16 protein-coding genes, 1 tRNA gene, 1 rRNA gene, 1 other RNA gene and 1 other annotated feature are annotated in these 15,749 nt (G+C 37.6%); of the genes, 5 read left to right on the forward strand and 14 right to left on the reverse strand.

Annotation, left to right across the window (positions count from 1 at the left end; genetic code table 11):
- The 8 genes from ACRPLQ_RS26155 to tadA all read right to left on the reverse strand — a co-directional run.
- Positions 1–60: ribosomal RNA gene (locus ACRPLQ_RS26155) — 16S ribosomal RNA — on the reverse strand; the annotation flags it as partial.
- Between the two features lie 288 nt (positions 61–348).
- Complete coding sequence (locus ACRPLQ_RS26160; RefSeq protein WP_013081328.1) at positions 349–618, reverse strand: pro-sigmaK processing inhibitor BofA family protein; 270 nt, start codon at positions 616–618, stop codon at positions 349–351.
- Between the two features lie 116 nt (positions 619–734).
- Positions 735–959 carry a YaaL family protein gene (locus ACRPLQ_RS26165; protein ID WP_013054840.1) on the reverse strand — a complete coding sequence of 75 codons (225 nt, stop codon included), beginning with the start codon at positions 957–959 and terminating at the stop codon, positions 735–737.
- Positions 960–973: 14 nt separating this feature from the next.
- The gene (recR, locus tag ACRPLQ_RS26170; protein WP_014461944.1) at positions 974–1,570 is read right to left on the reverse strand and encodes a recombination mediator RecR; all 597 of its coding nucleotides are present in this window, start codon (positions 1,568–1,570) and stop codon (positions 974–976) included.
- 15 nt (positions 1,571–1,585) lie between these two features.
- The gene (locus ACRPLQ_RS26175) at positions 1,586–1,906 is read right to left on the reverse strand and encodes a YbaB/EbfC family nucleoid-associated protein (RefSeq protein ID WP_013081327.1); all 321 of its coding nucleotides are present in this window, start codon (positions 1,904–1,906) and stop codon (positions 1,586–1,588) included.
- Between the two features lie 19 nt (positions 1,907–1,925).
- Entirely contained in the window at positions 1,926–3,614 is a 1,689-nt protein-coding gene (dnaX, locus tag ACRPLQ_RS26180; RefSeq protein WP_028412704.1) for a DNA polymerase III subunit gamma/tau, read from the reverse strand.
- A gap of 130 nt (positions 3,615–3,744) precedes the next feature.
- Positions 3,745–4,009, reverse strand: an RNA gene (ffs, locus tag ACRPLQ_RS26185) — signal recognition particle sRNA large type.
- Positions 4,010–4,111: 102 nt separating this feature from the next.
- Positions 4,112–4,582, reverse strand: coding sequence for a tRNA adenosine(34) deaminase TadA (gene tadA, locus ACRPLQ_RS26190; protein WP_028412705.1), 471 nt, complete (start codon positions 4,580–4,582; stop codon positions 4,112–4,114).
- A 79-nt stretch (positions 4,583–4,661) separates the two neighbouring features.
- Between tadA and ACRPLQ_RS26195 the strand changes: the two genes are divergently transcribed.
- From ACRPLQ_RS26195 to ACRPLQ_RS26210, 4 genes are all read left to right on the forward strand, one after another.
- Complete coding sequence (locus tag ACRPLQ_RS26195; RefSeq protein WP_033580900.1) at positions 4,662–5,204, forward strand: isochorismatase family cysteine hydrolase; 543 nt, start codon at positions 4,662–4,664, stop codon at positions 5,202–5,204.
- A 56-nt stretch (positions 5,205–5,260) separates the two neighbouring features.
- Positions 5,261–6,562, forward strand: a complete 1,302-nt coding sequence (locus tag ACRPLQ_RS26200; RefSeq protein ID WP_165635439.1) for a glycoside hydrolase family 18 protein — start codon at positions 5,261–5,263, stop codon at positions 6,560–6,562.
- A gap of 143 nt (positions 6,563–6,705) precedes the next feature.
- A complete protein-coding gene (locus ACRPLQ_RS26205) occupies positions 6,706–7,341 on the forward strand; it encodes a deoxynucleoside kinase (protein ID WP_028412707.1) in 636 nt (211 codons plus the stop codon).
- On the forward strand, positions 7,341–8,021 hold the full coding sequence (locus ACRPLQ_RS26210; protein ID WP_028412708.1) for a deoxynucleoside kinase: 681 nt from the start codon (positions 7,341–7,343) through the stop codon (positions 8,019–8,021). The genes ACRPLQ_RS26205 and ACRPLQ_RS26210 overlap by 1 nt, the downstream gene beginning before the upstream one ends.
- Positions 8,022–8,141: 120 nt before the next feature.
- On the opposite strand, the gene ACRPLQ_RS26215 is transcribed toward ACRPLQ_RS26210, so the two are convergent.
- From ACRPLQ_RS26215 to guaB, 6 genes are all read right to left on the reverse strand, one after another.
- A tRNA-Ser gene (locus ACRPLQ_RS26215) sits at positions 8,142–8,234 on the reverse strand.
- A gap of 109 nt (positions 8,235–8,343) precedes the next feature.
- Positions 8,344–9,621 (reverse strand): serine--tRNA ligase, encoded by a 1,278-nt coding sequence (gene serS / locus ACRPLQ_RS26220; protein ID WP_028412709.1) that lies wholly within the window; start codon positions 9,619–9,621, stop codon positions 8,344–8,346.
- 52 nt (positions 9,622–9,673) lie between these two features.
- Positions 9,674–9,886 (reverse strand) — a binding site (T-box leader).
- A 57-nt stretch (positions 9,887–9,943) separates the two neighbouring features.
- Positions 9,944–10,531, reverse strand: a complete 588-nt coding sequence (pdxT, locus tag ACRPLQ_RS26225) for a pyridoxal 5'-phosphate synthase glutaminase subunit PdxT (protein ID WP_028412710.1) — start codon at positions 10,529–10,531, stop codon at positions 9,944–9,946.
- Positions 10,532–10,552: 21 nt separating this feature from the next.
- Positions 10,553–11,440: a pyridoxal 5'-phosphate synthase lyase subunit PdxS gene (gene pdxS / locus ACRPLQ_RS26230; protein ID WP_013054829.1), complete on the reverse strand. Its 888-nt coding sequence runs from the start codon at positions 11,438–11,440 to the stop codon at positions 10,553–10,555.
- Between the two features lie 190 nt (positions 11,441–11,630).
- Positions 11,631–12,986, reverse strand: a complete 1,356-nt coding sequence (locus ACRPLQ_RS26235; RefSeq protein WP_047749547.1) for a serine hydrolase — start codon at positions 12,984–12,986, stop codon at positions 11,631–11,633.
- Between the two features lie 150 nt (positions 12,987–13,136).
- Positions 13,137–14,603, reverse strand: coding sequence for an IMP dehydrogenase (guaB, locus tag ACRPLQ_RS26240; protein WP_013054827.1), 1,467 nt, complete (start codon positions 14,601–14,603; stop codon positions 13,137–13,139).
- Between the two features lie 116 nt (positions 14,604–14,719).
- On the opposite strand from guaB, the gene ACRPLQ_RS26245 reads away from it, so the two are divergent.
- On the forward strand, positions 14,720–15,685 hold the full coding sequence (locus ACRPLQ_RS26245) for a YaaC family protein (RefSeq protein WP_028412712.1): 966 nt from the start codon (positions 14,720–14,722) through the stop codon (positions 15,683–15,685).
- The last annotated feature ends 64 nt before the right edge of the window (positions 15,686–15,749 follow it).

Raw genomic sequence — 15,749 nt, forward strand, 5'->3', positions numbered from 1 at the left:
TTGCATGTATTAGGCACGCCGCCAGCGTTCATCCTGAGCCAGGATCAAACTCTCCGAAGAAATGTTTGACTTGCTCAATTTAAAAATAAAAATTAACGTTGACGTTTACTATTTCGTTCAGTTTTCAAAGAACTCTTGTCTCAAGGCGACTTTCTTATCTTACCACCTTAAGAATAACTTGTCAACAACTTTTTTCTTTAAGTTATTTTCGAGTTATTTTTCGTTACTGTCTTAGCGACGTATATAAATATAACATCTGATAACTTGCTGGTCAACAACTTTTTCAAAAAAAATAAAAGTTTTCTCGAAAAGATTCCAGAAAACTTTTATTTTGGATATTCTTCCAAATTATAATATGAAATTATTAATAACAAGTAGGGCAGCTATTCCTGGAATACCTAAAATAGCTGAAACAATAGCTGTGGGGAAATTAATAGGAATATGAATACCGAACTGTACGCCAAAGATGTTAATAAAGAAAAGCAGCAAAACGCCAATAATAAGCTTAATCGATAAATTTCCAATGACTCGAAGCATTTTTTCAACACCACCTGTTACTAAGAGTAGAATGATTAGCCCTATTAAAAAAGACACAACTACAATAGGATGATTTAGCATGTTGCCTCCTTCTTAAAGCAGATAAGTTACCTTATATATATGTCCAAGCATTCAAAAAAAGCACTATTTCACGGAGGGAAATCCTTATTTTATAAAGACAACAAAACAGGATGCCTCTATGACATCCTGTTAATTGAAATATTTCGATGTTTGGCTTCTTTTAATAGAAAAAGATACTTCATTTTGGCTAATCGAATATCTACCATTACCTCTTCTGAAGGATCTACACTTCTTTCTACCATTGAAGTTTTGTGACTCCATTCCTGCTTTACTTGCATAAAAGTCTTCACAAATTCATCATCGTACTCTTTGCGTAGCCAACCTTTTCGTTTAAAAAACATATGCAAGTACCTCGTTATACTTCTCTTCTACCTTCTAGGGCTTTAGATAATGTTACTTCGTCCGCGTACTCAAGGTCTCCTCCGACGGGTAACCCATGAGCAATTCTAGTAATTTTAATTCCTGTCGGCTTTAAGAGCCTAGAGATATACATAGCCGTAGCTTCGCCCTCTATATTCGGGTTAGTAGCTAAAATCACTTCTTGAATCTCATCATCTTGAAGTCTTTTTAATAACTCTGGTACTTTGATATCTTCAGGCCCTATTCCTTCCATAGGTGAAATTGCGCCATGCAGGACATGATACAAGCCGTTATATTCTTTCATTTTCTCCATTGCAATGACATCTTTAGGGTCTTGCACGACACACACCACACTGCGCTCTCTACGCTGATCTTGACAAATGTAGCAAGGATCTTGATCTGTGATATGCCCACAAACTGAACAATAGGTTAAATTTCGCTTCGCATTAACTAATGCTTTTGCAAAATCTAATACCGTATCTTCTTTCATAGATAAAACAAAGAACGCTAAGCGAACAGCTGTTTTTGGACCAATGCCGGGTAACTTCATAAAACTATCTATAAGCTTTGATATTGGTTCTGGATAATGCACGTGGCAACCACCTTATTAAAGTCCTGGAATATTTAAACCTTTTGTAAATTGACCCATTGTGTTATTTGTTAAATCGTCCATTTGTTTTAATGCGTCATTTGTTGCTGCTAGTACTAAATCTTGTAGCATTTCAATATCTTCAGGATCTACTACATCCTCTTTAATATTTACATCAATTACTTGTTTCTGACCGTTAACCACAACTGTTACCATTCCACCGCCAGCTGTACCTTCAACAGTTTTTTCAGCTAACTCTTCCTGCGCTTTTTGCATATCTTTTTGCATTTTTTGCATTTGTTTCATCATTTTTTGCATATTGCCCATGCCTTTCATCATATGAACATTCCTCCTAAATTTACTCTTGAATTTCGATTAAGTCTTCTCCAAATAGCTTTTTCGCTTCTGCAACCACGGGGTCTTCCTCCTGTGGTTGACCTGATGACCCATCACTTTGCTGTCCTTGAAGAAACTCTTCTCTTACTTTATCCCATTCACTTTCTGGAATTGCAACCATTTCACGCTTGCTGCCAATTAAAGTATATAAGATATTCTCTAAATTATCACGTACATTGTTGTTATTTTCAGAAGCCATTTTGCAATGAATTTCATATTTGAATTTAAGTATAAATGATTGATCTGAAGACGCAACCGGTTCACTGTTAGATAACAACGCTGCATGTGAAGCTTTATTTTGTTGTTTCAATGTGTCTAATACCTGCGCCCAAGATCGCTTAATGGTTTCTAAATTCTGCCGAGTGGCATTTTTTAAAACTTCATTTACCTTTCCAACAGGCGTTTTGTACTGACTTCTTGACTGTCTTGTCTGTTTTTTCTCTGTTTGCGCTGCCTGAGCTGTATGATCAACTTGAATGCCTTTTTCTTTTAGCTGCTGCAGTTCTGCTTCCATTTGATTCATTTTTTGCAAAATGTCTTGATATGGAAGAGCACCCTCTTGATTTGTAGAACTTTGAGCTAATTTCACTAAAGCTACTTCAAGTAGCACTCGAGGATGATTGCTCCATTTCATCTCTTGCTGAGTTTGGTTCAATTCAGCAATGACTTTATAAATAAAGGCACTATCCATTTTTGAACTAAGTTCTTTAAACTCTTCGTTAACCGCTGCTTTTTCAAGTAAATATGCATTTTCTTCTGAAGCTTGATAAAGCAGAACATCACGATAATAGAAGATGAGGTCCTCTACAAACCTCGCTGGATCTTTTCCGTTTTTGATCAAACTTTCAACAGAATCTAGCGCTTCTACAATGTTTTCGTTAAAGATAGCTTGGACGATCTTCACAATAAAAGACTGTGATACTGCTCCTGTTATGGATAGAACATCCTCTAAGCTCACCTTCTCCGTACTATACGAGATGGCTTGGTCTAAAAGACTAAGTGCATCACGCATGCCGCCTTCTGAAGCTTTCGCAATTTCGTAAAGAGCATCCTCGCTTACTTCTAGCTCTTCAGAACCTAATACTTCCTTCATTCGATATACGATATCTTCTGGCGAAATGCGTTTGAAATCAAAGCGCTGACATCTGGAGATAATCGTTAATGGAATTTTATGGGGCTCTGTTGTAGCTAAAATAAAGATGACATGTGCAGGAGGTTCTTCTAACGTTTTTAACAAAGCGTTAAAAGCTCCAATTGAAAGCATATGAACTTCATCAATAATGTACACTTTGTATCGAACAGCACTAGGTGCATATTTTACTTTATCACGGATATCTCGAATTTCATCGACTCCATTATTAGAGGCTGCATCAATTTCAATTACATCAGAAATGGAACCATCCGTAATTCCCCGACAAGTTGCACATTCATTACAAGGTTCAGCAATGGGTGCTTTTTCACAGTTAACGGCTTTCGCTAAAATTTTAGCAGCTGTTGTCTTCCCTGTCCCTCGAGGCCCAGAAAATAAATACGCATGCGAAAATTTTTCTTGGACAAGGGCATTTTGAAGTGTTTTGATAATATGTTGTTGACCGACTACGTCGTTAAAGCTTTGAGGACGGTATACACGGTACAGAGCCTGATATGCCACTACATCCTCTCCTTTTAATATAATTCATTAGTTCTCATTATAGCGTATTATGAGGTTTTTTTTCAAAATAGTAAGAGATAAAATAAAAAGCCTACTCTCACAGAGTAGACTAAACTTATGTATATAACTGCCGTGCACCTTCCGTCGATTAGCCACCCCAGGCGTTACTTAAGCAGTTAGCTCGGTTCAGGCGACCCCATGGCACATGAGAGGTTCTGCTTACTGCTGCTTCCTTCCGGACCTGACAGGGTTCACAGATTCCCATTGCATAGGACCCAAACGTCAACACCACTTACTTAAGGCAGGCCCTAAGATGAGCTAACCTCAAGAAGGAATTCGGCCTCGCTAGAGCGGATTGCGAGTACAGGGCACCGCTACCTCCCCGCTTAGCACGGCAAAGTTGAAACCAATAGTTTGGGCATCAAGTTGATGCATTTACAAGTATACGTCTTTTCATTCAAAAATGCAACCGCTATAGAAAACTTACTTTTTTAGCGCTATTTTCCAGCCTTTTTTCGTTGACGTAACTCACGAAAAAAAGTCGTTAAGAGGCTCCCGCATTCTTCTTCTAGCATACCTCCTACTACTTCTGCTTGATGATTAAACTTTTCAAACTCTAATAAATTTAACAATGTTCCAGCGCAGCCACCTTTAGGATCATAAGCGCCAAACACAACTCTTTTCACTCTTGATAATACAATAGCACCTGCACACATCGGACATGGTTCTAAGGTGACATATAACGTAGCGTCTTCCAACCTCCATGTTCCTAGTTTCTTACATGCTTCATCAATGGCTAAAAGTTCCGCATGAGCAACTGATCGCTGTTCTGTTTCTCGTAAGTTATAAGCTGCAGCAATCACCTCATCATTTTGAACAATAACTGCTCCAATAGGAACCTCTAATTTATCTTTAGCTTTTAATGCTTCATCAATTGCCAACCTCATATACTTTTCATCATTTAACACTTTTTATCCAACCTTACATATTATATTTTTTCTGAGTCAAACTATTTACTATGTACATCAGGAAAAGGAGAGACCTTGTGTGAAGAATGCTAAAACTGCTTTAATTATTATTGATATGCTAAACGATTTTCAATTCAAAAACGGCAAAGTACTTGCTGAAAAATCTTTAATAATCGCTCAAAATATTGCCGAATTAAAACAATATGCCTCGTCTCAACATATCCCTATTATTTACGTCAATGACCACTATAAGCTATGGCAAGCAAACTTAGAAACCATTTTAACACACTGCACAAATGAGGTAAGTTCACCCATTCTACATCACATTTCACCACAAAACGCTGATTACTTTTTAATTAAACCAAAGCATTCTATTTTCTATGGAACAGCTTTAAATATTTTGCTATCACAGCTCGATGTGCATACACTTATTTTAACAGGAATTGCGGGAAATATATGCGTGCTTTTTTCAGCCAACGATGCTTATATGCGTGAGTATAATTTAATTGTGCCTGAAGATTGTATTGCTTCAAACGCAGATGAAGACAATACCTTTGCTTTAAGAATGATGCATAACGTATTAAATGCTCGTATTTGCAAACATACTGAGTTGATGAATTAAGTAAAAAGCCTTCTCATATGATGGAAGTAAGTCATATGAAATGGAGGCTTTTTATTATGCAAATTTACACTGTTAAAGCAGGTGACAGTATATATAGTATTGCAAAACAGTTCCGGATTGACGCAGGAAAGATTATAAGAGCAAATGAATTACCTAATCCAAATCAACTCGTCATCGGGCAATCTATGGTTATTCCCATCAACGGTACTTACTACACAGTAAAAGCTGGGGACACTATATGGAAAATAGGACGAAAATTAGGCGTTAGCTATCAGGCTATTGCCAATGCGAACAATGTTTCAGTTACAGCACCCTTAACACCTGGCCGCCGCATCTTAATTCCCCCTTCCCCAAACAAAAGAAACGGTGAGTTTTTAGGGTATGTTGAAACAAGCAATCGAAAAATCACCCCTCAAACAGAGAAAATGATTAATCAAAATGCAAAATACCTTACTTATCTCGGACCAGCGAACTTCGAAGTGCAAAAAGACGGTTCTCTAAAGGCACCTCCACTTAACAATTTAGGTTCTATTGCTAAAGAAAATGACGTCATCTTCTTAATGGTATTGGCTAATATTGAAAACGGTGCATTCAGTGATGAAGTCGGCCGAGCAATTTTAACTAATAAAGACGTTCAAGATACGCTCTTAAATAATATTGTAAAAACAGCGAAAGAACGAAATTTCAGAGACATTCACTTTGACTTCGAATTTTTGCGTCCGGCAGATAAAGAAGCCTATATTGCATTCTTACAGAAAGCAAAAAAGCGTCTTCAAGATGAGCAACTTCTCATGTCTGTGGCTTTAGCTCCGAAGACAAGTCGAGATCAAAAAGGCAAATGGTATGAAGCACATGATTATAAAGCCATTGGAGAGATTGCTAACTTCGTTGTTCCAATGACATATGAATGGGGATATAGCGGTGGGCCTCCTATGGCCGTCTCTCCTATTGGTCCCGTACGTGATGTTTTAGAATATGCAGTATCTGAAATACCTAGTTCAAAAATTATCATGGGCCAAAACCTATACGGTTACGATTGGACACTGCCTTACAAACCAGGAGGAGAATATGCCAAAGCCATTAGTCCTCAACGAGCTATTGAGTTGGCAGCTCGTTATAAAGTAGCTATTCAATACGACAATAAAGCACAAGCTCCTTTCTTCCGGTATAAAGATGAACAGCAGCGCACTCACGAAGTATGGTTTGAAGACGCTAGATCTATTCAGGCCAAGTTTGATTTAATCAAAGAATTAAACCTTAGAGGAATGGCCTACTGGAAACTAGGCTTAGATTTCCCGCAAAACTGGCTCTTGATTGAAGACAACTTCAAAATTACAAAAAGAGTGACACAGCCATAAATAGGGAAAGCTTACTGTTAACAGTAGGCTTTTTGTTATTCTTCTTACTGAAAGAAATTTCTTTTCCCCTTATTCTCCTTCTCTATGTTAAAATATTTTTTGTCTGTTTTTTTTGAACGAGTGGTCATGAAGGAGGCAAATGAATGCAAGGCACACCTTTTATTTCAGTAGAAGGACCCATCGGTGTCGGAAAAACCTCTCTAGCTAAAGAGATTGCACAAGCATTTCAGTTCGAAATTTTAAAAGAAATCGTAGATGAAAATCCATTTCTCGGGAAATTTTATGAGAATATCGACGAGTGGAGTTTTCAAACCGAAATGTTTTTTCTATGTAATCGATATAAGCAGTTAGAGGATATTCAAAAAGGGTTCTTATCTTATAAAAAACCTGTTGTAGCAGATTATCATATTATGAAAAACATGATTTTCGCTGAGCAAACGTTAAAAGATGAACAGTATAAAAAATATGTACAAATCTTCCACATCTTAACGGCTGATATGCCGGCTCCGAACATTATTATTTATTTAAATGCCAGTTTAGATACCTTGCTAAAGCGTATTAAAATGCGTGGAAGAGAAATTGAACGAAACATCGATCCTCACTACCTTGCGAGACTAAGTGATGATTATGAAAAAGCTATGACGGCATTTGAACAAAAGAACCCTGACGTAACCATTTTACGTTATAACGGTGATGAAATAGATTTTGTACAAAATAAACAACACTTAAATAGAATCTTATCAGAGGTTCAAGAGAGTATGTTGAAAAGGAGTATATAATGGTAAACTTACGATCGAAATACAACATTCCTAATGATGCTGTGTTGACGATAGCGGGTACAGTTGGAGTTGGGAAATCTACGATGACTCAATCATTGGCTGATGCTCTCCAATTTCGCACATCGTTTGAAAAAGTAGATTCCAACCCTTACCTGGACAAATTTTATGGGGATTTTGAACGCTGGAGCTTTCACCTACAGGTATATTTTTTAGCGGAACGCTTTAAAGAACAAAAGAAGATTTTCGAGTATGGGGGCGGCTTTATCCAAGACAGATCCATTTACGAAGATACCGGTATCTTTGCTAAGATGCATTTTGAAAAGGGAACAATGTCTAAAGTAGACTATGAGACATATACAAGCTTGTTCGATGCAATGGTTATGACTCCATACTTCCCTCATCCAGATCTGCTCATTTATTTGGAAGGCAGCTTCGAAGATATTGTAGATCGCATTCAAGAAAGAGGGCGACCAATGGAACAACAAACGCCTCTTGATTATTGGAAAGAGATGCACGCCCGATATGAAGAATGGATTAATAACTTTACGGCTTGTCCTATTCTCCGTTTAGATATTAGAGAATACGACCTTCTCAAGGATCCTGATTCAATTGAATCAATTGTTGAAAAAGTGGCTCGCTTTTTACAACATAATGAAAAGCTAAAACGTCGTCAGCTATAAAAAAATGCCGCTTTAATAAATAAAGCGGCATTTTCAACAAATAAAAAACCGTTACTTATAAGTAACGGTTTTCCAATCTCCAATTTATCGCGCTATGTTAATTGCATTATAAGTCAAATATGGCGGAGGAAGAGGGATTCGAACCCCCGCGGGCTTTAACACCCCTGTCGGTTTTCAAGACCGATCCCTTCAGCCGGACTTGGGTATTCCTCCGTATCGACAAGTATTAATTTATCATATAAAAATAATGAAGTCAACTCTTTTATTAATTTTTTTAAAAAAGATGTTCATTAAAAATTAATTTAATGAACATCTTCTACTTTTATTTAGAAATAACTTCTTTATTTCCCATATATGGACGCAGCACTTCTGGAATTTGAATTGATCCATCTTCCTGCTGGTAGTTTTCTAAAATTGCAGCTACCGTACGGCCAATTGCTAAGCCAGAACCATTTAGTGTATGAACATGTTCTGGTTTTGCTTTTGTATCACGGCGGAAGCGAATATTAGCACGGCGAGCTTGAAAGCTTTCAAAGTTTGAACAAGAAGAAATTTCACGATACGTTTCATAACTTGGAATCCAAACTTCAATATCATACTTTTTGGCTGCTGTGAAACCTAAGTCAGCTGTACACATGCTTAGAACTCGGTAAGGTAAACCTAATAGTTGAAGAACCTTTTCAGCATGGCCCGTTAATTTTTCTAATTCATCATAAGAATCTTCTGGCTTAACAAAGCGAACAAGTTCTACTTTATTAAACTGATGCTGACGAATAAGCCCACGTGTATCTCTTCCTGCAGAGCCTGCTTCTGAGCGGAAGCAAGCACTATACGCTGTATAAGCAATTGGAAGCTGATCTCCGCTTAAAATTTCATCACGATGTAAATTTGTAACTGGTACTTCAGCTGTAGGAATTAAGAAATAATCTTCTTCTTTAATTTTAAATGCATCTTCTTCAAATTTAGGAAGCTGCCCTGTTCCTGTCATACTTGTACGATTCACCATATATGGAGGAAGGATTTCTTCATAACCATGCTCATCCATATGTAAATCCATCATAAAGTTAATAAGAGCACGTTCTAATCTTGCACCTAACCCTTTATAAAATACAAAGCGGCTTCCCGTTACTTTCGAAGCTCTTTCAAAATCTAAAATATTTAAATCTGTTCCTAAATCCCAATGCGGTTTTGGTTCAAAATCAAATTGTTTAATTTCTCCCCATTTGCGAACTTCTACGTTATCATCTTCAGTTTCACCTACAGGCGTACTTTCATGTGGAACGTTAGGAATTGAAAGCAGCAATAGCTCTAACTCTTCTTCAACGCTGCGAAGCTCTTCATCCAATTGCTTTACGCGGTCTCCTACTTCACGCATTTCGACGATTAAATGATCAGCATCTTGTTTTTCACGTTTCAATTGTGCAATTTGCTGTGATACTTCATTTCGCTTGCTTTTTAACTCTTCTGTTTGAGCAATTAGCTCACGGCGTTTTGCATCTAACTCTTCAAAGCGACCTAAGTCCGTTAAGTCCTCACCACGAAACTTGAGCTTTTCTTTTACTTCATTAAAATTAGCACGTAAAAATTTTAAATCTAACATACTGAGTACCTCCTTTAGTATAAAAGGGCAAAATAAAAACTCTCATCCCTATGAAAGGGACGAGAGTTTACCCGCGTTGCCACCCTAATTGAAAGCTAAAATAAGCCTTCCTCTTAAACCAGATAACGGATGAACCGAAACTGCCTACTACTTTTTCGACAGCTTGCTCCAGGACGGATTCATAAGAATTGATTATCGATTCACACCAGCCATCGACTCTCTTGAAATCAAAAATCTTATTACTATTTCCTATCAACGCTTTATACCAATATCATTTTTATTAATCATAATGTACTACAAGTCTTTACAAGATGCAATTCATTTATACAGGTTTTTTCGAAGCTTCTTCAACCATTGCTACAAAATACTGAGCCATGCGAGCATCATCTGTTAATTCTGGATGAAACGAACATCCCAAGAATTGACCTTGTCTTGCTGCAACAATTCGGTCGTTATGCATTGCCAAGACTTCAACGTTTTCTCCTACTTCTACAATATGCGGAGCACGGATAAATACGCCTATAAAATCTTCACCAATATCTTTAATATTTAGAGCAGCTTCAAAGCTATCTCGTTGGCGCCCAAATGAATTTCGAGCTACCGTAATATCCATAACACCTAAATGGGGCTCTTCACGGTCAACAACTTGTCCTGCAAGTAAAATTAAACCCGCACACGTACCAAACACCGGTTTACCTGCTTGTGCAAACTGGCGAAGAGGTTCCATAAAGTCATACTTGTCAATCAGACGACGCATCGCTGTGCTTTCGCCGCCCGGTAGGATTAAACCATCTATTTCGTCTAGCTGTTCAACTTTTTTAATGATAATGGCTTCAGCGCCTGCTGCTTCTAATGCTTGTGCATGCTCGCGAAAGGCACCTTGTAATCCTAACACGCCTACTTTTACCATTTTGTCAAAACTCCCTTTAAATTACCATCCACGCTCTTGCATGCGGTTTTCTGGTAATAATGATGAAATTTCAATCCCTTTCATTGCACTTCCTAATCCTTTTGACAAGTTTGCAATGAGTTCATAATCTTGATAATGCGTTGTTGCCTCAACGATTGCTCGAGCAAATTTTTCAGGGTTGTCGGATTTAAAGATTCCTGAACCAACGAACACACCGTCTGCTCCAAGCTGCATCATTAACGCTGCGTCTGCTGGTGTTGCTACACCGCCCGCTGCAAAGTTTACAACCGGTAGGCGACCTTCACGTTTAATTTGCAGTAATAACTCATAAGGCGCGCCTAATAGTTTTGCCTCTGTCATTAACTCATCTTCGTCCATGCCCACAACTTTACGTACTTGAGCGTTTACTTGGCGCATATGACGCACTGCTTCCACGATGTTTCCTGTCCCTGGTTCGCCTTTTGTACGAAGCATTGCAGCTCCTTCAGCAATACGGCGGGATGCTTCACCAAGATCACGACAACCGCACACAAATGGAACCGTAAATGTATTTTTATTTAAATGAAACTCCTCATCAGCTGGAGTCAACACTTCACTTTCATCGATGTAGTCTACACCCATCGCTTCTAGCACGCGTGCTTCAACAATATGGCCAATACGAGCTTTTGCCATAACTGGAATGGACACAGCATTCATCACTTCTTCAACAATTGTTGGGTCTGCCATACGAGACACGCCGCCTGCTGCACGGATATCAGCTGGAACACGCTCTAATGCCATAACGGCAACAGCGCCTGCTGCTTCTGCAATTTTTGCTTGCTCTGCGTTGATCACGTCCATGATAACGCCACCTTTTTGCATTTCCGCCATTCCTCGTTTTACACGATCAGTACCTGTAATGTTATTCATGTTTGTCTTCCTCCTGTATCAAGTGTTTCACAATAATTTTTAGTGTATATACAAAATTCAAAACTTAGTGTCTATTTTACCGTATTTTTCGGAAAATTCCTATCTAATTTATAGATTATATACAAACAAATCTAAAAATAAAAAAAAGAGATACTCCCTTGTAGTATCTCTTCTTTCTCTTGAGTTATCATTAAAACCAGTTATTCACTGTATTTGCAGCATTCATCCAAATATTGCTGAAGAAGTTACCAATACTGCGGATAGCGAGAGAGAACCATCCAGCTTTTTCAACAGATTCGTTTGTCACGACCGGCGTCATGCTATCTGTAGTTTGGCCTCCTACATAGCCTAGATCTTTAAGATTGCTGTTTGTTGCACTTACATAAGCAACTGTTTCTCCTTTTTTAATAGGAGCAACAACTTTTTGATCGTTCATAACTTTATCGTTTAACTTAAAGTTGATTTTAGTATGATCTTTTTGACCTTTTTCGGTAATAATTTTTACCGAATTCTTTGGAGAAACGGAAGCTTCTTTTGATTTTCCTTTAGCAACATCAATTGTTTCATGCCCTTTAATCTCGCCGTTAGCAGGCACTACTTCTTTTAACTGAAAATGACTAAAAGCATAATCCAATATCTTTTTCGTTTGAGAAAAACGAGCAGCTTCTGTAGACTTGCCGTTTTCCTTGGCATTCATTACAACTGTTATGTATCTTACCCCGTTACGCTCTGCAGTTCCAGTGAAACATTGACCTGCAAAATCTGTATGACCAGTTTTTAAGCCGTCTACGCCGCTGTATGCAGCTGAAAAACCAGGGAGCATCTTATTCCAATTGTTCATTTTTGTTTCGCCTTGTTGCCCTTGTCTAAACATCTTGGAAGGAGTTTTGGCTACTTCCAAAGATTCTGGATAATCATGAATCAAGTGATAAGCAAGAGTAGCAACTGCCCGAGCAGATAGGAGGTTCTCATCTTCTTCCTTTGTTCCTTTTGGATACATCCCTTTTAACAAGGAATTAGAAAGACCTGTAGAATTGACAAATTTTGATTCACCCATATTTAATTTTTTTGCTGTTTCATTCATTAACTTAATGAAACCTTCTTCAGAACCACTGACAGCTTCAGCTAAAGCAATGGCTGCTCCATTAGCTGAATAAATAGCCATGGCATCATATAATTCTTTTACCGTATATTTTTGGTTTTCGATTAATGGTACATTTGATAATCCATAATCCTGAGAAATTTTAGCTGCATATTTACTAACTGGCACACGTTGATCCCAAGATAATTTCTTATCTTTTATGGATTCTAATACTAGGTATTCCGTCATCATTTTTGTCATGCTTGCAATACCTAATAAAGCATCCGTATTTTTCCCGTATAGCACTTTCCCCGTACTTGCCTCTACTAAAATGGCTGCGTCTGCTTCAACGCCAATATCATCTGTTTTAGAAGCAGCTGATGCTTGTGTAGAGACAAAAAATACGCTGGCCATTAACATAACAGCAATGACACAAATTAATTGTTTCTGTACTGCGTTTCTCACTCTATACCCTCCAAACGTAAACTCACATAAATGTAATTTTATCATACTAAAATTTAAAAAAATAGATAAAGAAGTACTGTTACATTCATGATTAATGACATAAAAAACACGTTTCCCTATTAAGGAAACGTGTTTTTTACACATTCATGATTATCTCATAGAATAGTTAGGAGATTCTTTTGTAATTTGTACATCATGTGGGTGACTTTCTCTTAAGCCTGCTCCAGTCATACGGATGAATTGTGCCTGTTCACGTAACGCTTCTAAGTTAGCTGAACCACAGTAACCCATTCCTGCGCGTAAACCACCAATCATTTGATATAAAGTATCTGCTACAGGTCCTTTGTAAGGCAAACGGCCTTCGATACCTTCTGGAACTAATTTTTTATTATCTTCTTGGAAGTATCGATCTTTACTTCCTTTTTCCATAGCTCCCACAGAGCCCATTCCACGATACACTTTAAAGCGTCTTCCTTGGTAGATTTCTGTTTCGCCAGGGCTTTCTGTCGTTCCTGCTAGAAGGCTTCCTAGCATTACTGTATGTCCACCAGCTGCAAGTGCTTTTACGATATCTCCAGAGTACTTAATACCGCCATCTGCAATAATAGCTACTCCGTGCTTACGAGCTTCAGTTGCACAGTCATATACTGCCGTAATTTGTGGAACGCCTACACCAGCGACAACACGAGTTGTACAAATTGAACCAGGTCCAATTCCTACTTTTACTACGTTTGCTCCGGCTTCAATTAATGCTTTTGTACCTTCAGCCGTTGCTACGTTACCAGCAATAATATTTAATTCTGGATATGCCTCGCGAATGCTGCGCACTGTATCTAAAACGCCTTGTGAATGTCCATGCGCTGTATCAATAACGATAACATCAACGCCAGCTTGTACTAATTTTTCGATACGAACATTTGAATCAGCTGTTACGCCAACAGCTGCTCCAACTAATAATCGACCTTGTTGATCTTTAGCTGCATTTGGAAACTCAATTACTTTTTCAATGTCTTTAATTGTGATAAGGCCTTTTAATACGCCATTGTCATCTACAAGAGGTAACTTTTCAATTTTGTATTGCTGTAGAATTTTCTCTGCTTCTTCTAAAGTCGTTCCTACTGGAGCAGTAACTAATTCTTCTTTTGTCATTACGTCAGCAATTTGCATTGAATAATCTTGGATGAAACGCAAGTCACGGTTTGTAAGGATTCCAACTAGTTTTTGTTCTTCTTCGTTGTTGACAATCGGCACACCTGAGATACGATATTTGCCCATTAAGTGTTCAGCAGCAAATACTTGGTTTTCAGGAGTTAAAAAGAAAGGATCCGTGATAACACCACTTTCAGAACGTTTTACTTTATCAACTTGTTCTGCTTGCTGTTCAATCGACATGTTTTTGTGAATGATACCCAAACCACCTTGTCTAGCCATCGCAATAGCCATTTCAGCTTCTGTAACTGTATCCATTCCTGCACTGATGAACGGCACCTTTAATTTTAATGTTTTTGTTAGTTCAACACTCATATCAACGTCTTTAGGTAGTACCTCAGATTTTGCTGGCACCAGTAAAACGTCATCAAATGTTAAGCCTTCTTTAGAAAATTTGCTTTCCCACATTATAGAATCCTCCTTTAAACGACAGAATATTATTAGTAGATTAACAAGCAGATATGTACCTGTCAATAACTTCACTAGATATCAGATAATTCTAATAAAAAGAAAAGGTGATTTAGTTGCATAAATTTAATGATGTTTGGACGTCCTACAATTTATTTTTCTCCGTTCCTTTTGTACAAGACTTTTTAAAAAAGCGCTATCAAAAATTGAATTATAGCGATGCAGAGCAACATAGTTTTAAAAACAGTTACCCATTTATTTATTATTTGGAACACAGTAAAAATTATTATCAAGTTGCGGCACAATCTCCTGTATCAGTTCAACCCGTTTTATTATTTTATGGAATGTCACAGCTGTTAAAAGCTTGTTTGTTAACACAAAACCCCGTATATCCCGAAAATACGGCGGTGTTAGCACATGGAGTATCAACACGAAAAAGAAAAAAACAAAGTTATGATTTTTTAGATGATGAAGTTAAGATTCAAAAAAGCGGTTTATTTTCACAAGTAGGAGAAGAATTGTTTCATGTGAAACAACTAGAAGGTAGTAAATATACAATGAATTATCTGTTGTCTTGTGTACCTGAATTAGATACATTATTTTTAAACTTGGGCACGAGGCCATCTTCCCATTTAACAACTATTGGATCGCTTCCAGCTACCTCTTTGCCTATTCCTGAACAAGTTACACGGTGTTATCATATGAATCACGAAAGACTCTATTCTTTTTTAAAAGAGCGTTCCCATCTATCATTGTCTTTGTCAGAAGATCAGGTATGTATTCTTGACCCTTCAAGCTGTTTATATAATTGTTCACCTTTTATGTACAATTTCCAAGCTAACACGTTGCATGCACCGTTGGAAAAAGATAGCTGCTTATATTTCCCTGAGATGTTGGCACATTACTTATTACTTTATAATTTAAGTATGATTTCACGTTATGAAACAGAGTGGTGGTATGAATTATTGCATACATACTCTTCGAAAGATTATCCATTTATCTTGAGGTTCCTTGAGGTTACAGCTCAAAAGATTCCTTACTTAATTTCTTGTTACTTAAATGAACACACAAAAAAAGACTAGCTAAAATAGCTAGTCTTTTTTCAAGTGCCTGGCAACGTCCTACTCTCACAGGGACAAAGTCCCA

This window comes from Priestia sp. TRN 1309 (assembly GCF_050846875.1).
Lineage (GTDB): Bacteria > Bacillota > Bacilli > Bacillales > Bacillaceae_H > Priestia > Priestia zanthoxyli.